This window comes from Archangium gephyra, from assembly GCF_042230915.1.
GTDB lineage: Bacteria > Myxococcota > Myxococcia > Myxococcales > Myxococcaceae > Archangium > Archangium gephyra_B.
The window spans coordinates 675,704-697,727 of the sequence record NZ_CP102578.1 but is presented as its reverse complement, the minus strand read 5'-3'; the positions used below and the strand labels follow the sequence as shown (position 1 = coordinate 697,727).

Annotated in this window: 20 protein-coding genes; 13 read left to right on the top strand and 7 right to left on the bottom strand. The window is 70.8% G+C overall.

Features of this window, described 5'->3' with window-relative positions; all coding sequences use genetic code 11:
• Window positions 1–6 precede the first annotated feature (6 nt).
• Entirely contained in the window at window positions 7–1,098 is a 1,092-nt protein-coding gene (locus tag NR798_RS02885) for an ATP-dependent DNA ligase (RefSeq protein WP_375769849.1), read from the bottom strand.
• Between the two features lie 105 nt (window positions 1,099–1,203).
• On the bottom strand, window positions 1,204–1,653 hold the full coding sequence (locus NR798_RS02880; protein ID WP_375769848.1) for an NUDIX domain-containing protein: 450 nt from the start codon (window positions 1,651–1,653) through the stop codon (window positions 1,204–1,206).
• 120 nt (window positions 1,654–1,773) lie between these two features.
• Here NR798_RS02880 and NR798_RS02875 point away from each other — a divergent pair, with 120 nt between their 5' ends.
• From NR798_RS02875 to NR798_RS02855, 5 genes are all read left to right on the top strand, one after another.
• Window positions 1,774–2,349, top strand: a complete 576-nt coding sequence (locus tag NR798_RS02875) for a hypothetical protein (protein WP_375769847.1) — start codon at window positions 1,774–1,776, stop codon at window positions 2,347–2,349.
• The gene (locus NR798_RS02870) at window positions 2,333–2,794 is read left to right on the top strand and encodes a hypothetical protein (protein ID WP_375769846.1); all 462 of its coding nucleotides are present in this window, start codon (window positions 2,333–2,335) and stop codon (window positions 2,792–2,794) included. Before NR798_RS02875 ends, NR798_RS02870 begins: the two co-directional genes overlap by 17 nt.
• An 11-nt stretch (window positions 2,795–2,805) precedes the next feature.
• On the top strand, window positions 2,806–3,444 hold the full coding sequence (locus NR798_RS02865; protein ID WP_375773714.1) for a LuxR C-terminal-related transcriptional regulator: 639 nt from the start codon (window positions 2,806–2,808) through the stop codon (window positions 3,442–3,444).
• Window positions 3,445–3,569: 125 nt separating this feature from the next.
• Window positions 3,570–4,466, top strand: a complete 897-nt coding sequence (locus NR798_RS02860) for a S1C family serine protease (protein ID WP_375769845.1) — start codon at window positions 3,570–3,572, stop codon at window positions 4,464–4,466.
• Window positions 4,463–5,374, top strand: a complete 912-nt coding sequence (locus NR798_RS02855) for a S1C family serine protease (protein ID WP_375769844.1) — start codon at window positions 4,463–4,465, stop codon at window positions 5,372–5,374. The genes NR798_RS02860 and NR798_RS02855 overlap by 4 nt, the downstream gene beginning before the upstream one ends.
• A 13-nt stretch (window positions 5,375–5,387) precedes the next feature.
• Here the strand turns inward: NR798_RS02855 and NR798_RS02850 are convergent, their stop codons facing one another.
• Window positions 5,388–7,028, bottom strand: a complete 1,641-nt coding sequence (locus NR798_RS02850; RefSeq protein WP_375769843.1) for a sensor histidine kinase — start codon at window positions 7,026–7,028, stop codon at window positions 5,388–5,390.
• A gap of 536 nt (window positions 7,029–7,564) precedes the next feature.
• Window positions 7,565–8,245: a Crp/Fnr family transcriptional regulator gene (locus NR798_RS02845; protein ID WP_375769842.1), complete on the bottom strand. Its 681-nt coding sequence runs from the start codon at window positions 8,243–8,245 to the stop codon at window positions 7,565–7,567.
• A gap of 254 nt (window positions 8,246–8,499) precedes the next feature.
• Here NR798_RS02845 and NR798_RS02840 point away from each other — a divergent pair, with 254 nt between their 5' ends.
• From NR798_RS02840 to NR798_RS02820, 5 genes are all read left to right on the top strand, one after another.
• On the top strand, window positions 8,500–9,018 hold the full coding sequence (locus tag NR798_RS02840) for a hypothetical protein (protein ID WP_375769841.1): 519 nt from the start codon (window positions 8,500–8,502) through the stop codon (window positions 9,016–9,018).
• A gap of 85 nt (window positions 9,019–9,103) precedes the next feature.
• Window positions 9,104–10,324, top strand: coding sequence for a hypothetical protein (locus NR798_RS02835; protein ID WP_375769840.1), 1,221 nt, complete (start codon window positions 9,104–9,106; stop codon window positions 10,322–10,324).
• Window positions 10,321–12,282, top strand: a complete 1,962-nt coding sequence (locus NR798_RS02830; RefSeq protein ID WP_375769839.1) for a protein kinase — start codon at window positions 10,321–10,323, stop codon at window positions 12,280–12,282. The genes NR798_RS02835 and NR798_RS02830 overlap by 4 nt, the downstream gene beginning before the upstream one ends.
• 21 nt (window positions 12,283–12,303) lie before the next feature.
• Window positions 12,304–13,836 (top strand): Hsp70 family protein, encoded by a 1,533-nt coding sequence (locus NR798_RS02825; RefSeq protein ID WP_375769838.1) that lies wholly within the window; start codon window positions 12,304–12,306, stop codon window positions 13,834–13,836.
• A 13-nt stretch (window positions 13,837–13,849) separates the two neighbouring features.
• Entirely contained in the window at window positions 13,850–14,605 is a 756-nt protein-coding gene (locus NR798_RS02820) for a DnaJ domain-containing protein (RefSeq protein ID WP_375769837.1), read from the top strand.
• Window positions 14,606–14,629: 24 nt separating this feature from the next.
• Here the strand turns inward: NR798_RS02820 and NR798_RS02815 are convergent, their stop codons facing one another.
• Complete coding sequence (locus NR798_RS02815; protein ID WP_375769836.1) at window positions 14,630–15,241, bottom strand: PaxA; 612 nt, start codon at window positions 15,239–15,241, stop codon at window positions 14,630–14,632.
• A gap of 367 nt (window positions 15,242–15,608) precedes the next feature.
• On the opposite strand from NR798_RS02815, the gene NR798_RS02810 reads away from it, so the two are divergent.
• The 3 genes from NR798_RS02810 to NR798_RS02800 all read left to right on the top strand — a co-directional run bounded on the left by NR798_RS02810 (window position 15,609) and on the right by NR798_RS02800 (window position 20,752).
• Window positions 15,609–16,604, top strand: a complete 996-nt coding sequence (locus tag NR798_RS02810) for a hypothetical protein (RefSeq protein WP_375769835.1) — start codon at window positions 15,609–15,611, stop codon at window positions 16,602–16,604.
• Between the two features lie 25 nt (window positions 16,605–16,629).
• Window positions 16,630–19,434: a TonB-dependent receptor domain-containing protein gene (locus tag NR798_RS02805; protein WP_375769834.1), complete on the top strand. Its 2,805-nt coding sequence runs from the start codon at window positions 16,630–16,632 to the stop codon at window positions 19,432–19,434.
• Between the two features lie 82 nt (window positions 19,435–19,516).
• Complete coding sequence (locus NR798_RS02800; RefSeq protein WP_375769833.1) at window positions 19,517–20,752, top strand: phosphatidylserine/phosphatidylglycerophosphate/cardiolipin synthase family protein; 1,236 nt, start codon at window positions 19,517–19,519, stop codon at window positions 20,750–20,752.
• Between the two features lie 15 nt (window positions 20,753–20,767).
• On the opposite strand, the gene NR798_RS02795 is transcribed toward NR798_RS02800, so the two are convergent.
• Window positions 20,768–21,301: a hypothetical protein gene (locus tag NR798_RS02795; RefSeq protein ID WP_375769832.1), complete on the bottom strand. Its 534-nt coding sequence runs from the start codon at window positions 21,299–21,301 to the stop codon at window positions 20,768–20,770.
• 45 nt (window positions 21,302–21,346) lie between these two features.
• A complete protein-coding gene (locus NR798_RS02790) occupies window positions 21,347–22,003 on the bottom strand; it encodes a 2-hydroxychromene-2-carboxylate isomerase (protein WP_375769831.1) in 657 nt (218 codons plus the stop codon).
• Between the last annotated feature and the right edge of the window lie 21 nt (window positions 22,004–22,024).

Genomic DNA, 22,024 nt, shown 5'->3' with positions numbered 1-22,024 from the left:
GGAAACTCAATGGGCCGTGGCGTCCTCGAGCCCGGAGGAGAAGACCTCGGCGAGCTCGGCCGGGACCGAGCGCTCCAATTGCGCGTAGGTGCACGAGCGCGGCGTCCGGTCCGGGCGCCACCGCCGGAAGTGCGTGGCGTGACGAAAGCGCATGCCCTGCAGGTGGTCGTACGCCACCTCGACGACGAGCTCCGGGCGCACGGGCTCCCAACTCAGGTCACGCTGCGCGCTCCAGCGGCTCGGGGCCCCCGGCATCCGCACCGCGTCGTCCTCCACCTCCGCCCACTCGCGCCAGGGGTGCGTCTCCATCGCCCGCTTCCGGTATGGTTCGAGCTTCTTCGCGAGCTCCCCCCGTTGCTTCGCGGTGAACCCCGTGGCGACGCCCGCGTGTTGCAGCGTGCCTTGCTCATCGTAGAGGCCGAGCACCAACGAGCCGATGCCCTGGCCGTCCTTGTGCCAGCGAAAGCCCCCGACGACGCAGTCCGCGGTGCGCTCGTGCTTCACCTTGTACATCTCGCGCTTGCCTTCGAGGTACGGCAGGTCGAGCGGCTTGACGACGACCCCATCGAGCCCGGCCCCCTCGAAGCGGCGGAACCAGGCCTCGGCCACCTCGCGGCTGCGCGTGGCGGGCGTGAGGTGGATCGGCGCACGGACCCCCGCGAGTGCCTTCTGGAGCAACGTCCTGCGCTCGTGGAAGGGCCGGGGCCGCAAGTCGCGCTTGTCGAGCGCGAGCAGATCGAAAGCCACGAGCGAGGCGGGCGTCTCCACCGCGAGCTTCCGGATGCGTGAAGCCGCCGGGTGGATGCGCTGCAAGAGCGCGTCGAAATCGAGCCCGCCGTCCTCGCCCACGATGATGATTTCACCGTCGACGACGCAGCGGCGCGGCAGATGCGTGCGGATCGACTCGATGAGCTCGGGGAAGTAGCGCGTCATCGGCCGCTCGTTGCGGCTGCCGAGGATGACCTCGTCTCCGTCGCGGTAGACGATGGCGCGGAAGCCGTCCCATTTGGGCTCGTAGAGCACCTCGCCTTCCCCCGGTAGCTCTCGCACCAGCTTGGCGAGCATGGGCGACACGGGAGGCATGACGGGCAGCTTCATGAAGGGAAGCTGGGCCCGACCCGGGCGGCGATCAACCCGGCGCACGGACCTCCCCGCCGCTGATGCCTGCTCGCTCAGCGGCCGGGGCACGCCTGCCCGCGGGCCTCACGTGCCAGCGGAGGACTCGAACTGCTCGAGCGCCCACACCTGGTACTCGTGCCGGAGCCGCTTCTTGGCCTCGGCCATCGGGAGCCACTCGAGCGAGTGATCCGACTCCTCCGGGGCCTGTGTCTTCGGTCCCAGCCGGGCGGCGAAGAACCGGCCCACCTTGTTGAGGTGGAGCTCCTCGTGACGGACCACGAGGAGCTGTGAGGCCCATCCGAGCTCCCGCAGCACCTGCACCTCGTGCCCCGTCTCCTCGCGCACCTCGCGGGCCAATGCGGCGAGGGCATCCTCGTGGGGATCGATTCCGCCGCCAGGGAGGAAATAACCCTGGGGAACACGAATCAGCGCCACCTCCCCGCGCTCATTGACGATCACGGCATAGGCGCCGGGCCGGTCGATATAGACCTTGCCCGGGACCCGCTTGCCGAACTGGGGGATGGCCATCTTCATGCGTACCGGCGGCGGACTCTAGAGGCAAACGGACAGCGCCAACAGCAGAAGCGGAGGCGACCGGGTGGGAATCGTCGCCTGCCAGGACGGCGACTGAGGCACACGGTAACGTTGCTCCGCATGCGTCCTCTTGCTCGACTGCTGCTGCTGGCCATGGGCTGCGCGGTGATGCTGGCCACCTCGATCGCACGGCCCTATCCCTCCACCTTCATCACCCACCCGGTCCAGCTGCCTGGCGGAGGCGCCGAGCTGCTGGAGATCTTCGTGCAGGGCGCGCCGGGCAAGCGCTTCGCGTCCAACACGTACGTGCGGACCTGGTCGCGCGCCGGCCGGCTGGTGGGCATCCTCTCCCCCACCGCGCCACCGGCCGAGGCGCTCTCCACGCTCGCCCCCAGCGCCTCGTATGTCGTGGGAGAGCAAGTGGGAGCGCTCGGCACGGTCGCCTTCGTGCTCTACGCCCCGCAGGAGCAGCTGTTCGACGACAGGGAGCGGGCCCAGCCGTCCCTGCTGCCCGAGCCCGGGACGGCCTTCCTCACGCTGTACGCACCGGATGGGCCGGTGGACGTGGAGCTCGGCTTCGGCGTGGGCGTCATGCAGTACCGGTGTGACTGCCACGTCGAGGCCGGTGCCCGGAGTGTGTACCCTTCGCCCGAGAGCCCGCCGCAAGGAGGCCCACCGGATGGCGGCGGTGACTGAGAGCGCGGCCGCGCGCCCCGCGCTCTTCACCCGCGCGCTGCCGGTGGCCGCCATGCTGCTGGTGGCGCTCAACGACCATGTCCTCAAGGGCGCGGGGCTGCTGCCGGGCTGGCTCACCGGGAAGCTGTCCGACGTCGCGGGCCTCTACTTCGCGCCGCTGCTCGCCGCCGAGCTGTGGACGCTCGCGAGGCCCACCTCCGAGGCCCGGACGGTGGTGCAAAGGGTGGCGTGGGCGGCGCTGGGCTTCGGCCTCCTCTTCATCGCCATCAAGACGTCCCACCGGGCCGACGCGCTGTACGAGGCGCTGTGGTCCGCCCTGCTGCCGCGTCCGGCGAGCAACGCCGTGGACCCGACGGACCTCGTCGCCCTGGGGATGCTGGGGGTGGCGGTGTGGGATGCCCGACGTCTGATGCAACGCGAGGCGAAGCGCGCGGGAGCCCGTTAGGCATGGGCACTGTGCTGGACTCCGACGCCTCACCCGTCCGTCTCGCCCTGGTCGCCGAGGACCCGCTCGCCCGGGGTGCGCTCTCCCGCGCCCTGTCCGAGCAGGCGGGAGACATTGTCGTCATCACCTCCGGCACCCTGGCGGAGCTGGAGTCCTCGCGTGCCGAGGCCGCTCCGGATGTCGTGTTGTGGGACGTGGGCCTGCACCCCGCCGACGCGGGGGGACGGATGGAGGCCCCCGAGCTTGGCGCGCCCGTGCTCGCGCTCGTCCCCGATGAGTCCGCTGGCGAGGGGGCGCTCTCCGCGGGCGCCCGGGGGTTGCTCTTCCGGGACGTGGCTCCCGCGCCGCTGCTCGCCGCGCTCCGGGCCGTGGCTCGGGGGCTCTCCGTGTTCGACCCGGCCCTGTCCTCGCTGCGAGCGGCTCCGCGCACCTCCGCCTCCACCGCCGCGCCCGAGGGGCTCACGCCCCGGGAGCGGGAAGTGCTCGCGCTGCTCGCCGAGGGGCTCTCCAACAAGGCCATCGCCGAGCGGCTCGACATCAGCGAGCACACCGCGAAGTTCCATGTGAACGCGGTGCTCGCCAAGCTCGGCGTGCAGCGGCGCACCGAGGCCGTCGTCCGGGCCGCGCGCATGGGGCTCGTGACGCTCTGACCCTCACCCCTGCTCTCTCCCAAAGGGAGAGGGTGCCTACCCATTCGGGTAGGTCGGGAGCTAGCCCTCTCGCCGATGTGCCGCGCGGGCGTGCCCTTTAGCTTTCACAGCGAAAGGAAATGCTCATGTCCGCCGACCTCGCCTCCCTGTCCCAGTCCCTCGCCTCCATCGTCGAGCGCTTCGCGCCCGGCATCGTCCGCGTCGAGGCCCGCCGCCGCCATGGTGCCACGGGCATCGTCTGGAGCGCGGAGGGCCACATCGTCACCACCCACCACGCCATCGAGCACGAGGGCTCCATCACGGTGGGCCTCGCCGATGGCCGCACCGTCCCCGCCGAGCTCGTCGGGAGAGATCCCTCCACGGATGTCGCCGTCCTCAAGGCCGACCTCTCCGGCCTCACGCCCCTGGCTCCCGCGCCGCTCGAGGGCCTGAAGGTGGGCCACCTCGTGCTCGCCCTTGGCCGTCCCGGGCGGACGGCACGTGCCACGCTCGGCATCGTCAGCGCGCTGGGCGAGGGCTGGCGCACCTTCGCGGGTGGCCGCATCGACCGCTACCTGGAGACCGACGCGGACCTGCCTCCCGGCTTCTCCGGCGGGGCGCTCGTGGATGTGGAGGGCCGCTTCCTGGGCCTGCTCACGGCGGCCCTGTCGCGCACCGCCGCGGTCGTCATCCCCGGGGAGACGTTGGGCCGCGTCACCCAGGCGCTCCTGAAGCACGGAGGCATCCGCCGGGGCTACCTCGGCGTGGGAGCCCACCCCGTCCGGCTGCCGAAGCACCTCGCGGAGCGCGTGGGCACCGAGGGAGGCCTCATCTTCCTCTCCGTCGAGCCCGGAGGCCCCGCGGACCAGGCGGGCCTGGTGATGGGCGACGTGCTGGTGAGCCTCGGAGGCCAGCCGCTGCACAGCATCGAGGAGCTGCTCGGCTACCTCGGTGACGAGAAGGTGGGCACGCAGGTGCAGGCGAAGGTGCTGCGTGCCGGTGACGTGCGCGAGGTGTCCCTCACCATTGGGAGGCGGTCTTGATACTCCAGCAATTCTCCGACGAGCTCGAATCACTCGTGTCCAAGGCGGCGCCCGCGGTGGTGGCGGTGCAGCACCCGAGGGGCCATGGCACGGGCCTCTTCCTCACGCCGGACGGCTACGTCCTCACCAACCGCCACGTGGTGCGCAGCCGGGGCCGGCTCACGCTCGAATTGCACGATGGGAGCGAGGTGCGTGCCGAGCTGGTGGGCGCGGACCAGCCGACGGACCTGGCGGTGGTGCGGGCCGAGGGGGGCGCGACGTTCCCCACGCTGCCGCTGGCGGATCCGCATGACGTGCGCGTGGGTCAGCTGGTGATGGCCATCGGCAACCCCTTCCGCCTGGAGCAGTCGGTGTCGATGGGGGTGGTGAGCGCCATCAACCGCACGCTGCCGCTGCCCGACGGGGTGATTCTCGAGGGCCTCTTGCAGACGGACGCGGCCATCAACCCGGGCAACTCGGGTGGGCCGCTGCTCAACATGCACGGGCAGGTGGTGGGACTCAACACGCTGGTGCTGCCGTACGCGCAGGGCATCGGCTTCGCGGTGAGCGCCACCACGGCGGCCTGGGTGGCCAGCCTGCTCATCCAGCGAGGCAAGGTGGAGCGGCGCTTCCTCGGCATCGCGGCCACCGCCATCAAGCTCCCGCCCCAGAGGGCCCAGGAGGCAGGCCAGCCGCGCGCGGTGCGGGTCATGAAGGTGGGCGAGGGCTCGCCCGCGGACGACGCGGGCCTCGAGGCGGACGACCTGCTGCTGGGCATCGACGAGCGGCCCGTCACCAGCGTGGACGACGTCCAGCGCCTGCTGGCACTCGCCCCCGAGCCCGAAGTGCGTCTGGAGGTACTGCGCAAGGGCCGGCGCCGCACCCTGCGCGCCCGCACCACCGCCCGCGAGCAGAGCAAGGCGGCGTGAACCGGGCCCCCCTCTACGCGCGGGCCTCGCCGCCATACACCGGCAGGCTCACGCGGAAGGTGGTGCCCTGGCCCGGCTCGCTCTCCACGGAGAGGTCCCCGCCGTGCGCGGAGATGATGCTCTTGCACACCGAGAGCCCCAGCCCGCTGCCCTCCGCCGCGGGCTTGGTGGTGAAGAACGGCTCGAAGATGCGCTCCAGTCTGTCCGGGGGAATGCCGCTGCCCGTGTCGCGCACCTCCACGGTGACGCGCTGGGTGCCATCCACCCGGGCGGAGAGCGCTATCTCATTGCGCTCCACCGCGCCCGGGGCAATCGCGTGCGCCGCGTTGATGAGCAGGTTGAGGAACACCTGGCACAGGCGGGCGCTGTTGCCATGCACCGGAGGCACGTTGTCCACCGCCTGCACCAGCCGCGCGCGGCCGCGAATCTCGTGCGCCGCCATCTTCGCCGCGCTGCGCACCACCTTCACCAGGTCCACCGGGCCCATCTCCCGGTCATCCGGGTGCGACAGCATCCGCAAGTCCCGGACGATGAGGCGCACGCGCTCGGCGCCCTCGCGTGCATCGGCGAGCGACTCCAGCAGCTCCCGGCGCTCCACCGGGGTGGGCGCCGCCTCCATCTCCGTCACCACCTGCTGGGCGTAGTTGAGGTTGCTGAGCACGAAGGCGAGCGGGTTGTTGAGCTCATGGCCCACGCCCGCCGCCAGCTGGCCCACGGTGGCGAGCCGGTCGGCGAAGAGCAGCTGGGACTGGGCGGCCTGGAGCTGCTGGAGGCTGTCGGTGAGCCGGGCATTGGCCTGCTCCAGCTCGGCGGTGCGCTGCTGCACGGTCTGCTCCAGCAGGGCGTTGTAGCGCTCGCGCTCGTGCGCCGCGGCCCGCAGCTGGGTGGCCATGCGGTTGATGGCCCGGGCCATCAGGTCGTACTCGTCACGCTCGCCCTTCACCGGCAGCTCGGTGTCCAGGTCCCCCGCGCCCATGCGCTCCGCGCGCTCCAGCAGCGTCCCCAGGGCGCGGCGCATGTTCATGTAGATGATGGACGCCATCGACAGCACGAGCACCAGGGCCAGCAGCGGCACGGCCACGCCCACCCACTGGCCGAGCCCGAGCTCCCGTTGGCCCTTGCGCTCGTGAAACGCCAGGTCCGCCCTCGCCTGCTCCCAGGCCCGCTCCAGGTGCGGCGTCACGTTCTCCCGGAAGGACTGGAGCGCCTCATGCAGCAGCACGGCCTCCGTCGCCGCCGGCGCCAGCCGCACCCGCTCCTCGGAGTTCCTCAGCCAGCGCTGCAGCGCCCGCCGCAGCTGCTCGATGGACTCGAGCTCCGCGGCCGCCGCGGACTCGTCCCCATGCTCCTCGCGCACCCGCTCCCGTAGCCGCGTGAACGCCGCCTCGAAGCGCCGCTCCTGCGCCTCGAGCACGTCCTGGGTATCCCCTCCCGTCTCACTCGCGTGGAGCAGCGTGTGCAGGTAGCCGAAGGAGTCGTCCGTCATCCGGCCGTAGATTTCCGTCTGCGCCTGGATGGCCAGCAGCTGCCCCAGGCCCCGCTCTCCCCGGCTCGCCAGCGTGAAGAGGGCGCCTCCCACCAGCGCCACACACCCCACCGCCACCGCCGCGAAGAGCAGCACCCGGCTGCGCAATGTCATCTCGATTGGCTTCATCCCGGAACTCCGGCGCAAATGTCTAGCACTGGAATCTCCCCAAAGCCCGTCCATGCCCCCGCTCGCGGGAGATGGTAGTTCCCCCGCCCCCGGAGCATCCCCGCCGCCCCACGCCCGGGCGCCCGGAAGCTTCGCGGCCAGCCTGGCTCCAGAACCCCCGCACGAAACCGGCCCGGGTGTCTGTGAACGGCTTCACACCCCCGCAGTGAGTGGATTCACAGCCTTGGACCCCCCACGGCGGTATGACTGCTTTCGGGAACAGGGACCCGATGCCCCGGACCCGAACGCCGCGCTCGAGGTGCGAGCGGAGTGATGTCTGTGCGAGGCCGCCGAAGGCCGCCATGTCCTGAGGGGGGATGGCCGCCGTTACCTCGCCGGGGGGACTCCGCCCCGCTCCGCCTCGGGAAGGCGCGTCAGGGCATCGTCATTGGGTCTCGAGGGCCAGGGGGCCGCGCTGGGGGGCGCGGCCTCCGCCCATCTTTTCCCGGGAGTCGAGACCGCGCGGGGGGCGCGGGCTCCTCCCTTCCCGCGGTCCTTCAGTCCACGTCGCGGCGCAGCCGCTCGGGGTCCACCAGGGTGATCTGCCCGTTCTCGTACGTGAGCAGTCCCTCGCGCGAGTAGAAGCGCAGCCACTTGTTGGCACTCTCGCGCGTCACCCCACACAGGTTGGCCAGCTCCGCCTGGGTCAGCTTGGGGATGAGGATGCCGCCCTCGGAGGCGGGCTGGCCCTGCGTCCGGGCCAGGTCCAACAGCACCCGCGCCAGCCGCGCCCGCGCATCCAGGAAGGCCGAGTCGTGCACCAGCTGCGTGACGCGCCGCACCATCCGGCTGAGCACCGCCAGCAGCCCCATGGCCACCTGCGGGCGCTCGGCCAGGAAGCGCCGGAAGTCCTCCTGGTGCAGGCTCAGCAGGTGCGTCTCGTCGCGCGCCACCGCGTCCGTCGAGCGCGGCTCCCCGTCCAGCAGCGCCAGCTCTCCGAAGGCGTCCCCCCGGCCCAGCAGCGCGAGAATCACTTCCTTGCCCTCCGAGGAGCTCAGGCGGATGGCCACCTCGCCCCGCCGCACGATGAAGAGCGCAGTGCCCACGTCCCCCTGATGGAAGATGACCTCGCCCTTGCTGTAGCGCCGCTGCTGCAGCAGCCCCGACAGGTTGTCCAGATCCTCCTGCGCGAGGTGCTCGAACATGGGAATCTGAGCCAGCAACGGCGCGAAGGACATGGGAAGACCTCGGACTGCGGACAGGTGAAGCGGGCGAACACCGGAAGTCTCCACCTCCTCGGGCCCGCGTCCAAACGTTATCGGCTTCACCCCGAGTGCAATGCTCCCCCGCCTACACCCCCGTCAGGGCCCTCCCCCACCCCCGTCCGCACGTTGACCGGGAAGTCCTCTTGCGGAATCATGCGTCGTTGGTGTAACGCCGAGCCCAGCACGCGTGGATGCCCCAGTCGTGTTGCTCGGAGCTCGACGAGCCCATGACCGCAGAGGCTCCCTCTTCCACCCCGGCCGCGCGCCCCCAGTGCCCACGTTGTGGGACGGTGGTGCCCCTGGCGGGCCCCGGCACCCAGGTCATCCGCTGTACGGGATGCGGTGCCGCCCTGCAGGTGAGCGTGCGTCCGGCGGAGCCCGTGGGGCTGCCCCGCACTCCCGAGCCCCAGGCGGGGGAGGGAGGGCCCCGTCCCCGCCGCCGTCCCATGGTGGAAGTCTCCGGCCCGCGGCGCGCCGAGGCGCGGCCCGTGGTCACCTTCACGGTGGAGCTGTCGCAATCGGACATCGAGACGGAGGCGCTCCAGGAGGGCGCGCCCCCGCCGCCCCCGGCGCAGGCCCAGGCGCCGGTGGCCCCCAGCCCCACCCCTCCCGACATGCCCTGGTTCGCCGAGGACATCGAGCGGCTGCCGGAGGCGAACGTGGACCTCGGGAAGCTCGCGTTGGAGTCGTTCGAGCCCTTCCCCTCCCTGCCCCAGCGAGCACTCGCCAAGCCTACAACCCCATGAAGCCCGGCACGGGGCGGTGGGGTATCATCACCAACGCGCGTGGTTCGACGACGGCACGCCTCGAGGAGGGAGTGGAGCAAGCGCGATGAGGAACGCAACCAGCACGGAGCCATCGGCGGACTCCTCGGCGGACCTCCAAGAGGTGAGGCAGGGCTGTGTCGAGCTGGGGCGCCAGGCCGAGGGCATCGCCGAGCTGGTGCTTCCCCTGCTGCGCCAGGCCACCCAGGAGCTCGCCCGCCTGGAGACGCAGCGGGACGAGCTGCGCAAGACGGGCCCGCGCGAGGCGCAGCAGCCCCTGCTGCCCAAGCTGCTCGAGCGCATCGACGAGCAGGGCCAGACGGTCAAACGGCTGGAGCGCGCCAGCCGGGGCCTCAAGGAGCTCATCTCGTCGCTCGGCGGCCTGGGCGAGCAGATGCAGGGCGGCCTGGTCCGGCGGGACGAGGAGCGGCGAGAGCTGGAGGCCATCACCCGCGAGGAGAAGCGGATGTGGCTGCAGGAGCTCAACACCCTGCGCGAGCAGGTGCGCGGCGCGGGCGGCCCCACGGGTGTCTCCCCCGCCCAGCAAGAAGAGCTGCAGCGGCTGCGCGCCGACAACGAGGTCCTGCCCAAGCTGCGCGCCGAGCGTGATCGGCTCGCCCACCGCGTGGCCGAGCTCGAGAAGAACCTCACCACCCGCGACCAGACGCTCACCGCCAAGGAGCAGACCATCGAGGACCTGCGCAGGATGATCGTCCTGCTCACGGGGGACACGGCCGCCTCCGCCCCGTCCTCGCCCACCTCGCCCAAGCCCGTCCCGGCGCCGCCCGCCCCCGTGGCCCCCCTCGCCGCCGCCCGGGTGCCGCCTCCGCCGCCCATGGCCCCGGTGCCGTCCCGGCCCAAGCCCGACACGATGTTCGGCAACAGCACCATGCAGCTGGCCAACAGCATGCTGGAGACGCTGGGCGAGCCGGCTCCGGCCACCCCGCCTCCCGTGGCCAGCAAGCCCCTGGCGCCCGATCGCCGGGTGCCGAGCATGGAGATCATGCTCGAGCCGCTCGACGAGCTGGAGGCGCCCCGTCCCTCGCTGCCGCCCCCCGTGCCCACGGTGCCGCCGGTGCCGGCGCTCTCCCCCATGGCGGCCAAGGCGGCCCTCATGCCCAAGGCGAGCGCGCGCATCATGCCCTCGGGCCCCGCCCTGACGCCCGCGCCCATCCCCGGTCCACACCGGCCCACCCTGGAGCGCCCGGGCACGCTCGTCATCAGCGAGGACATGTTCAACGAGATGCTCGTCGAGCAGGGCCCTCCCGGAGGATCCGGTAAGAAATGAGCACGCCGTCCGGGAACCAGGCGCTGCCGGCCCGCTTCGGCCGTTACGTGCTGCTCAGCCACCTGGGCCGCGGCGGCATGGCGGACATCTTCCGCGGCGTGGCGCTCGGCGCGGGCGGCTTCGCCAAGCAGGTCGTCGTCAAGCGCGTGCTCCCGGAGGCCACCCAGCAGGAGTCCGCGGTGCAGATGTTCATCGAGGAGGCGCGGCTGTCGGCGCTCCTCCAGCACATGAACATCGCCCAGATTTTCGACTTCGGAGAGCAGCGCGGCGAGTACTTCATCGCCATGGAGTTCATCCATGGCCGCGACCTGTACGACTTGATGAAGCGCGTGGCGGCCCGGGGACAGGGCATCCCCGTGCACCTGGCGTGCTACATCGCCATGGAGGTGCTCAAGGGGCTGGACTACGCGCACCGCGCGCGCTCGGCGGCGGGAGAGCCGCTCCACCTGGTGCACCGCGACGTCAACCCCACCAACATCCTCGTCTCCTTCGAGGGAGAGGTGAAGCTGCTGGACTTCGGCGTGGCGCTGGTGGGCAGCTCCAACAGCGGCGACGTCGCCACCAACGTGCGCGGCAAGCCGGGCTACATCCCCCCCGAGCAGCTCGCCCGGAAGAAGCCGGACGGGCGCGGCGACATCTTCGCCCTGGGCGTCACCCTCTACGAGATGCTGTCGCGGCGGCACGCCTTCAAGCCGGGCCCGGTGATGGACGTGCTCAAGCAGACGGTGACGCTGAAGGCCCGGCCGCTGCGCCTCCAGGACGCGGCCCCCTTCCTACCGGAGCCGCTGTGCGCGGTGGTCAACCGGTGCGTGCTCGCCAACCCGGACGAGCGCTACCAGACGGCCGCCGACGTGCTCGACGCCCTGGACGAGTTCCTCCTGTCCGCCGGCCTGCGCGTGTCCCAGCGCGACCTGGCCGCGCTGATGGCCAGCTACTACGAGCCGGAGGTGCGCACCCCACCCGTGCAGCCGCCCATCCCCCCGGCGCTGCTCGCGATGGAGGCCGCCCCCGCGCAGCCCACCGCCCCCACCTACGCGGTGCGCGAGCCGGGCGGCGGCCTGTCCCTCGCCAGGCTGGGCGAGGACGACGTGCGGCTGCTCTTCGCCTCCGGAAAGCTGTCGCCCCAGGCCCAGGTGTCCCAGTCCGGCGGGCCCTTCCTGCCGCCCTCCGCCTTCCCCGGGCTGAGCGCCGTGGCCGCCTCGGCCCAGGAGCGCCTCGAGGCCCGGCTCGCCAAGGCCCGCCCACCCCACTACGCCGGCAACGTGGGCCGGGTGGCTCCGCTGCGCGTCCTCGCCCGGCTGATGCTCGCCCGGGCCACCGGCCGGCTCCACTTCGAGCAGAACCGCGCCCACAAGGAGCTCTTCCTCAAGGCGGGGCAGATCATCGCCGTGCGCTCGAGCCTCGCCACGGACCGCTTCGGCCCCTTCCTCCTCCAGACGGGCAAGCTGACGGTGGAGCAGTGGCAGCGGGCGGTGGAGAACACGCGCCCCTTCTCCGGACGGCTGATGGACGCACTGCTCGCCTCCCGCGTCCTCTCTCCCTCCGAGCTGGCCGAGTGGACGCGTGAGCACCGGCGCACCGTGGCGCTCAGCCTGCTCGGCTGGTCGGGCGGCCGCTACGCCTTCTTCGAGGGCGAGACCCCCATCACCGACGGCACCGAGGAGCGGCTGGGTGGACTGGCCCTGCTCAACGAGGGCCTGCGCACGCACTACCCGCTGGAGCGGCTGGTGCGCGAACAGGAGGCCCTGCGCCACAAGCCCCTGCACCGCAACCCGGACGCCCCCGTGGCGGCCAGCGACCTGGCGCTTTCCGCCTCCGAACTGCGCGCTTCGTCACTGCTCAACAAGCCGGGAAATACCCTCTCCGCCGCGCTTGCGGAACTCAAGCGTCCGGAGGATGAAGTAGCCCTGCGCCGCGTGGCGCTGCTCTTCACGGAGGTAGGGCTCCTGGCGTCTTGAGGTACGCGAGGGGCTGGCGGTATGGGAATCGTTCTCGGAATCGACCTGGGCACGACGAATAGCTGCATGGCCGTGGCCGACCCCGCCACCGGCCAGGCGCGCGTGCTGCCCAACCGCGAGGGCGAGCGCACCACCCCCTCCGTCGTCGGCTTCGATGCCTCGGGCAAGGTGACGGTGGGCAGCGCCGCGCGCCGCCAGGCCGTGCTCCACCCGCGCGATACCGTCTTCGGCGTGAAGCGCCTCATCGGCCGGCGCTTCTCGGACCCCGCCGTGCAGCAGATCCGCAAGCTGCTGCCCTATGAACTGGTGGCGGACCCCTCCGGCAACGCCGCGGTGCGCGTGCACGGCCAGGTGATGACCCCCTCCGAGGTCTCCAGCCACGTGCTGCGCTACCTCAAGGAGAGCGCCGAGGCCCACCTGGGCCAGAGCGTGGAGGGCGCCGTCATCACCGTGCCCGCCTACTTCGACGAGGTGCAGCGCCAGGAGACGAAGGCCGCCGGCCAGCGCGCCGGCCTCACCGTGCACCGGCTCCTCAACGAGCCCACCGCCGCCATGCTCGCCTGCCGCTTCGACGAGTCGCGCGCGGAGAACATCGCCGTGTTCGACCTGGGCGGCGGCACCTTCGACATCTCCCTGCTCCACGTGGAGGACGAGGTGGTGCAGGTGCTCGCCACCTGCGGCGACAACTTCCTGGGCGGCGACAACGTCGACGAGCTCGTCGTGGACGCCCTGCGCCGCATCTTCCTCAAGCAGACCGGCGTGGACCTGGCCAGCAACCCCGAGGCCCTCTGGCGCCTCAAGGACGCCGCCGAGTCCACCAAGCGCGCCCTCTCCGAGCTGGAGCAGACCGCCATCGACCTGCCCTTCCTCGGCGCCGCCGCCGAGGGGCCCCTGCACCTGTCCATCCCCTCCTTCTCGCGCACGCTGCTGGAGAACCTGTCGTCGCGGGAGCTGGAGCGGCTGCGCGCCCCGTGCGAGCAGGCCCTCCAGGACGCGGGCCTGAGGGTGGAGGACATCCACCGCGTCGTCCTGGTGGGCGGCATGACGCGCATGCCCGCGGTGCGCGCCCGCGCGGAGAAGCTCCTGGGCCGGCCCGGCGAGCGCTCCGTCAACCCCGACGAGGCCGTGGCCGTCGGCGCCGCGCTCGAGGCGGACATCATCGCCGGCACCTCGCCCGAGCTGCCCAAGGTGCTGCTGCTGGACGTGCTCTCGCGCAGCCTGGGCATCCGCACCGAGGGCGGCCGCTTCAGCGTCCTCATCCCACGCAACACCACCATCCCCGCCCGCGAGACGAAGGTGTTCGCCACCACCTTCGACCAGCAGACGCACGTGGACCTGGAGGTGTACCAGGGCGAGTCGCCCACCGTGGACGGCAACCGCTACCTCGGCGAGCTGCAACTGGCCGGACTGCCCGCGGCGCCGGCCGGCACGGTGCGCGTGGCCGTGGACTTCACCATCGACGCGGATGGCATCCTCCAGGTCACCGCGCGCGAGCCCGCCACCGGCCGCAAGGCCGAGGCGACGCTGCGCCCGCCCACCGCCACCTCGCCCTGAGGAGGGTGCTCCCATGTCCCAGGACCCCTCTCACGACAAGAACCCCTTCGAGGTGCTCGGGCTGCAAGGCACCGAGGACCTGGCCGCCATCCGCAAGGCCTTCCTGCGCATCGCCGCGCAGTCCCACCCGGACCGGCTCCGGATGAAGTCGCAGGAGGAGAAGGCCCAGGCGCTGGAGCTCTTCCTGAGCGCCAAGAAGGCCTTCGAGGTGCTCTCCCTGCCGGACAAGCGGCGCGAGTGGGGCGAGCGGATGGCCCGCGCGAAGCCCCGCACCCCGGCCACTCCGGTGACGCCGCCTCCCGAGGCACATTCCGCGCCCCCTCCCGCTCCGGCAGCGCCCCGCCCGGGCCCCGCCTTCACGCCCGTGCATGGCGTGCCCGTCGCCTCGCGCCCCGCCTTCACCCCGGTGCATGGCGTGCCCGTCGCTCCGCAGGCTCCGGCCCCTTCCGCCGCGCCCCGGCCCTCCTCCGGCGTGCAGCCCGCCGCGGTGGCGCTCCAGCTCTACAAGCTGGGCATGCTCGCCCTGGAGGCCTTCGACTACGCCAAGGCGCTCGACCTGTTCGCCAAGGCCGCCAGGCTGTCTCCCACGCCCCGCCACCAGGCCATGGAACTGGTGTGCCGCGGCCACCAGTACCTCAGCACGCGCTTCTTCGATCGGGCCCGCGAGAGCTTCGAGCGCGCCCTCCAGCTCATGCCCGAGTGCCGCGAGGCCAGGGTGGGCCTGGAGCTGCTCGACAAGCAGTCCGGCCGCTACATCAAAGGACGCTGAAAAGGGCGCTGACGCCCCGCCCCGTCACGAGATGGTGATCGGGATGTTGTAGAGGAAGCACACCGGCACCTTCTGCGGTTTGTACTGCCAGCCGTCCTTGATGCCCTCGATGATGTCCTCGTCCGCGCCCGGCACGGACTTCACCGGCGTCACCTCGTACACGTTGCCGTCCGTGGACACGCAGATGCGGTACATGCCGTTGAGCGTCCCCGCGTTGCGGTGCGACTGCTTGAAGACCTCGGACAGTCGCGGCGGCGTCTGACGCACCACGTCGCGCTGGATGACGAAGGGCGGCACGTTCTTCGGCTTCGGTGGCTCGCCCGTCCCACCGAGCTGCCCGCCCAGCTGGCCCCCCACCACGCCTCCCACCACCCCGCCCACCACGCCTCCCTCGACTCCGCCCACCACGCCTCCCTCGACTCCCGCCGGGGCCGCGTCCGCCACCGGCTCCGACTCGGCCACCGGCTCCGGCTCCGGTTCGGGCTCCGGCTCCTTCGGCTTCTCCTCCACCTTGATCGGCTCGATCTTCTCCGGCTGGCGGATCACCATCTCCTTGCGGGGAGTGGGCTTGCGCTGCACCACCGAGCGCACGCCTCCGGGCGGCGGGGGCGGCGGCGGGGGCGGAAGCGTCCTCATCAACGAGACCGCCACCTCCTTCTCCTCCGCCGGCTTCTCCTTCGGCGTGGCCAGGAAGAACAGGGCCCCAATGACCCCAACGTGGACTACCACGGAAAACAGGGTAGGACCGAACAGGTGGGAATCGTTGGAAGCGGTCTGCTGCGCGAACATGGGCTTTGATCGGAGAGGGGCGTCCTCTCATAGCACCAGAGCCATCCGCTGTCTCCCCTACCCCCCGGGTCAGGGTGTGAACTCAAGGTGAAAAGGACCCCCCCGCTTGGAAAACAGTCCCAAGTGTTGATACATGGCCGCCCCGGCAGCGGCCTGCGTTCGCTTCATGACGTCCGAGCCGTGAGCCACCCCCCAATCTCCCCGCGAGGCTCTCGTGCAGACGAAGCAGAAGTGGGCACTGACGCTGACGATGGCGCTGAGTGCCGTGTCTTGTGGTGGCTCGACCGAGCTGAGTGACCCCTACATGGGAGTCATTGACGGCACCGGGCTCGAGTCCAAGTTCCAGCCCGCCACCTGCGGTACTGGCAGCAGCGCCCCCAAGTGCTACCAGCCGATGTCCGGCGCCGCCGAGGGGACGAGCTTCCCCTTCTACAACCTCGGCGTGCTGGCCAGCAGCGACAAGTCCCTCACCAAGGACGGCGCCAAGCTGGTGATGCCCATCACCCTGGCGAAGACGAGCACGTACGGGTTCTCCGAGTCCTGCAAGACGGGCAAGGAGTACGACGAGCGCACGGACTCGTACCGCGAGGACGCGCAGTACACCCTGTTCGACGCGCTCCCCCTCACCACCAGCACCGCGCCGGTGCTGCCGCTGGTGAAGGTGAAGACCTGGTCGGGCGTGTCCCAGTACACCTGCAACGCCATCAAGGACGCCTCGTCCCTGACCGAGGGCAAGTTCGGCGGCAGCGCCACCGAGGGTGAGAGCCTCGCCGTGCGCGCCATCATCGACGTGACGGCCACCTTCAAGTCCCTCAGCGACACCTCCACCTTCGCGCCCCAGCCCGGCTGGTTCAGCGGCCTGCAGTTCGTCTACCTGGACGGCGGCGCGGTGCCGACGGAAGAGGTGACGGTGGGCACGGGTGACGCCGCGAAGACGGTGCAGGCCGTGAAGATGATGGACGGCGTGTGGCTCAAGCCCACCACCAGCGGCGCGAAGCCGACGGACGCCAACGCCAAGCTGGTGTTCCAGGCGAAGCCCGGCGACGCCAACTGGTCCCCGGTGGTCCGCCTGCGCGAGTTCACCCCCGCCGCCGGCGTCACCTACACGAGCCTCTGCTACCAGTCCCCGGACTGCGTCGCGGGCAGCGTCGACATGACCAAGGCCACCACCGACAACAGCGTGCTCTTCATCGTGAGCAGCGCTCAGTAAGCCCCTTCCCCCCGAGACTCCTCACATGAACACTTCCATCCTCTTGCGCGGCCGGGCGCTGCTGCTGGCGCTGCTCGCGCTCGCCGTGCCCATGACCGCGCTCGCCGCCGGCGAGAACTACGGCCGCGTCTCCGGCTACGTGTACGACCCCACCGGTGCCCCGCTGGCCGAGGTGCCCCTCACCATCAGCGGCCCCGCGCTGCAGCAGCCCATCGCCCGCACCAGCGGCGAGGACGGCCGCTTCGAGTTCGGCCAGGTCCCCCCGGGCGAGGGCTATGTCCTCGAGGTCCAGGTGGAGGGCTTCGCCCCCATCAAGAAGAAGGGCATCGTCGTCCGCCTGGGGCAGAACACCTCCGTGGACGTGAAGCTCGAGGTGCTCACCGAGACGAACGCGGTGGCCACCTATGAGATCGTCGAGAAGGTCAACCCCATCATCAACCCCGACTCGGCGCAGACCGGCGCGGTGATGACGGCGGAGAAGGCGGCCGCCACGCCCGTCTTCAACCAGGTGCAGACCATGCCGCAGCTGGTGGCCGGCGTGGGCCCCGGCAACGCCCCGAGCAGCCGCGGCGGCCTGTCGCGCTACGGCAAGTTCTACGTGGACGGCATGGACACCACCGACGTGTCGGATGGCTCCATCACCGCCCCCATGAACTTCTACGCGGTGGAGAACTTCGAGATCATCACCGGCGGCCTGGACGCCCAGTACAACGCGCTGGGCATGGTGGAGAACGTCGTCACCAAGAGCGGCTCCAACAAGTTCACCTACGACGTCTCGCTCATCCTCTCGCCGGCCTTCAGCAACGCCAAGGCGACGTATGGCTCGGACCAGAGCGTCATCACCGGCAACTACCTGCAGAACGACGCGCCCCAGGCGGAGACGTCCTTCTACGCCCCGCTGGTGGCCGTGGGCGGCCCCATCATCAAGGACCGGCTGTGGTTCTACGCCAGCGGCCAGTGGAACATCTCCAACCAGGAGACGCCGCTGACCATCAACGGCTTGCAGGAGAACCGCCCCAAGAACACCCAGACGCGCCTGGGCCGGCTCAAGCTCACCTGGCAGCCCACGGACAAGGACCGCGTGTCCTTCGCCGTCAACGTGGACAACAACGTCATCACCAACAACCGCAGCAGCTCGACGGTGGCGCTGGACGCCGAGTCGCGCATCGACCGCGGTGGCGCCTTCTTCATCGCCAACTACGACCACAACTTCACCGACAACGTCCTCTTCCAGCTGCAGACCGGCGCCACCTACAAGAAGGCGTACATGGGCCCGCAGAACGACGACCTGGAGGCGCCGTCGCACGCGGACCGCAACAACAACTTCTTCACCACGGGCAGCTCCGGCTCGCTGACGGGCCTCTCCGGCAACTACTCCACCGAGAACAAGTGGCGCTTCCAGTTCGACCCCACCGTGCTCTTCAAGGCGGGCGCGCACCAGATGAAGGGTGGCGTGCAGCTGGGCTACCTGATGGGCGAGCAGCAGGTGGGCACCTCTGGCAACCTGCGCTACGACGACCGCGGCGGCGTGTGCAACCCCGAGGATCCCTCCACCTTCTCCTACTGCTACCGCCGGACCACCTTCTACAACCTGCAGGGTGAGCCGGGCCCCCTCACCACCAGCGCCTCGGTGGCGCAGCTGGGCGCCTTCTTCCAGGACCGCTGGACCGTCAACCGTCAGCTGACGGTGGTGGCGGGTCTGCGCGCGGACGTGGGCCGGATGTACGCCGGCGACACCTTCATCACCAACCTGGTGGGCATCGGGCCGCGCCTGTCGGCGACGTATGACATCACCAACGACCGCAAGACGCTGCTCAAGGCGCACTACGGCCGCTCCAACGAGATGGGCGACGTCTTCATCGCCCAGCACGCCAACCCGGAGATGCTCCAGGTCCGCTCCGACTTCAACACGACGGCGGGCGCCTTCAACGAGTGCCCCCCGGACGCCGGCAGCACGGCCGTCTGCAACATCACGGGTGGCGCGCGGGGCCGCTTCTTCGACAAGGGTCACACGCCGCCGAGCGTGGATGAGATCAGCCTGGGCCTGCACCGCGAGGTGGCCGAGGGCATGGTGCTGGGCGTGGACGGTACGTACCGCCGCTACAACAACCTGTGGATCGACGAGGAGGTCAACCGGGTGTGGGACCTGACCGGTACGCGCATCCTGCGCGGCCTGGATGGTGACACCCACAGCATCGTGAAGATCCACAACCCGGACGACGCCTGGCGTGACTACAAGGGCGTGGACCTGTGGCTGCAGGGCAAGTACGGCGGCTGGGACGTGCTGGCCAGCTACACCCTGGGCTTCAACAACGGCACGGTGGGCGAGTACTTCGACGGCTACGGCCAGAACCCGCGCATGAAGTACCTGTACGAGGGCCCGACGCCGGACGACATCCGCCACACCGTCAAGGGCGCGCTCGGCTACGCGACCAGCTTCGGCCTCGATTTCGGCCTGCGCTTCCGCTACCTGACGGGCACCCCGCTGTGGATGAACCAGAGCCTCGCCGACGGCACGTTCTACCGCTCGCCGCGCGGCACCGGCCACACCCTGCGCTCGGGGACGCCGAACTTCAACGACCCGCAGGCCATCTCCGAGCTGCGCAACCCGGACCAGTTCCTCATCGACGCGCAGGCGCGCTACGACGTGGGCCGGCTGTTCAACATGGCGAACAAGCTGGAGCTGACGCTGCTGGTGGTCAACGCGCTGAACAACACGGACACCACCTCGCTGTACGACCGGTGGCAGACGGGCACCACCACGTACGGCCTGTCGCGCTTCCGCAACCGCCCGATGCAGGCGGAGCTGCTGCTGCGCTTCCGCAACTAGTCTCCACGCCAGTCACGGTGTGAACCCGGGGCCCTCCGCGAGCGATCGCGGGGGGCCCTTGGTTTTTGTATACGGTGCGCCCATGTCCCTGCGATTCAACGCCCTGCTGCTTCCCCTCGTGCTGTCCCTCGCGTGCGCCGCGCCGACTCCGGCGATGCGTGCCGCTTCCCCCGAGGCCGCGCTCCCCGGACTGGTGCTGGTGGAGAGCAGCCCGGTGGAGACGTCGCTGGACCATGCGGAGATTCCCGACGCCTGGCAGGTGTGGCCGGAGATGGTGGACGGGGCCACGCGCACGCTGGACGTGGCGCAGTTCTACGTGAGCAACGAGCCGGGCAGCCGGCTGGAGAAGGTCATTCAAGCCATCGAGGCGGCGGCGGACCGGGGCGTGAAGGTGCGGGTGCTCGCGGACGAGAAGTTCTACAAGACGTACCCGGAGACGCTGGAGCGGCTGGCGAAGCGGCCGGGCATCGAGATGCGCCGGGTGGACCTGGGCAAGTCGATGGGCGGCGTGCTGCACGCGAAGTACTTCGTGGTGGACGGGCGCGAGGCGTACCTGGGCAGCCAGAACCTCGACTGGCGCTCGCTGGAGCACATCCAGGAGCTGGGGCTGCGCATCCGGGTGCCCGAGGTGGTGCGCTCGCTCGCGGACATCTTCGAGCAGGACTGGGCGCTGGCGGTGGGAGCCCCGGCACCGGCGGCGGCGGCGGTGGGCGGCCCGTTCCCGGCGAGCTACGCGGGCAGCACGGTGCGCGTGACGCCGGCGCACAGCCCCGAGGGCTACCTGCCGGACCCGGCCACGTGGGATCTGCCGAAGCTGGTGAAGCTCATCGACGGGGCGAAGCGCTCGGTGCGGGTGCAGCTGCTCACGTACAAGGCGAAGGGCCGTGACGGGAGCCCCTTCCCCGAGCTGGAGGAGGCGCTGAAGCGGGCGGCGGCGCGCGGGGTGAAGGTGGAGCTGCTGCTGGCGGACTGGGGCAAGCGCAAGGGCACCATCGAGGGCCTCCAGGCGCTGCACGCCCCGCCGGGGCTGACGGTGAAGCTGGTCACCATTCCGCAGTGGTCGGGCGGCTTCATCCCGTTCGCGCGCGTGGTGCACGCCAAGTACATGGTGGTGGACGGGCAGCAGGCCTGGGTGGGCACGAGCAACTGGGAGCGCGACTACTTCACGCAGAGCCGCAACGTGGGCGTCATCGTGGAGGGCGAGGCGTTCGCGAATCAGCTTGAGCGCTTCTTCCAGGACACGTGGACGAGCCCCTACGCGGCCGAGGTGGACCCGAAGGCCACCTACACGCCGCCGAACGTCAGCGGCACGCCGTGAACCCGTGAGCACGCCTCACGGGCCCGTGGACAGCTCGGCGAGCCGCGTCTCCGCCCACTCGAGCTGCTCCCCCTCGCCGCCCGAGTCCAGGAACGCGGCCCGGTGCGCCAGGAAGCCCGTGAGGGCCTCGCGCAATGCCTCCGGGCGCTCCAGCTCGTCGGCGCATTCGGCGCGCCGCAGGTAGATCTCCGCCCGCAGCACCTCGTCCTGCTCGCCGACGAGCCCCTGCTGGAGCCGCGCGTCGGCCTCCTCGAAGCGCCCGAGGCCGAACAGACACTCGCCGAACAGATATTGGAGCTGCGACACGGGTATCCCCACCTGGTCCACGCCGAGCTCCTCGGCGCGGCTCAGGTCGGCGAGAGCCTCCTCGTATGCCTCCTGCTCGAAGAGGCGCAGCATGCCGCGCCGGTACCAGGCCAACGCGAACTGCGGCTTGAGCGAGATGACCCGGCCGAGCAGCGCCTCGGCGCCCAGGGCGTCCCCCGCTTCCTCCCGCTCCTCGGCGGAGCGGAGCAGCTCTTCGATGGGGACGTTGCGGGAGGAGGACATGGGGGAAAGGTAGGGAGCCTGGCCGCCCGGCGCCACCACCCCGAATCAGATGCGTGAAGCGGCGACGGGCAGATTCTTCAGGCGCTCCAGCTCCTCGCGGGAGAGCGGATCCTCTCCGCGCAGGAACCGCTCCAGGTGGCCGAGCGAGTCGACCCCGAAGAACAGCTCTCCATCCGCCACGAAGGTGGGAACGCCGAAGCCCTCCAGCGCGAGCAGCTCCTCGGTGTTGCGGCGTACCTGGTCCTTCACCGCGGGTGTCTGCGCGGCCGCGAGCAGCGCCTGCGCATCGAGCCCCACCGAGGCCACGACCTCGCCCACCTGCTCCGGCTGCAGCAGCCCTCCACCTCTGGCCCACACCGCGTCGAAGAGCGCGGAGACGAGCCGGCGCCGGGCCTCCGCGTCCTGCACGGCGGCCGTCACCCGGAGCGCGAGCAGCGGGTTGAAGGGGTGCGCCGCGGGGAAGGCGAAGGGCAACCCCAGCTCGTGGGCGAGCCGCGTGGTGTGCTTGTAGATGTAGAACCGCTTCTGCTTCACCTCCGCGGGCCCCGTCGTGCCGAGCGTGTTGAGCACACCAGCGAAGAGGACGGGCAGCGGCTCCACGGTGCGGCCATGACGCTCGGCCAGCGCCGGGAGCTGCGTCCACGCGAGATACGCATACGGCGACACGTAGTCGAAGAAGAAGCGGAGCGGAGCGCGGTTCATGGCTCCGACTCTACGCCTCTC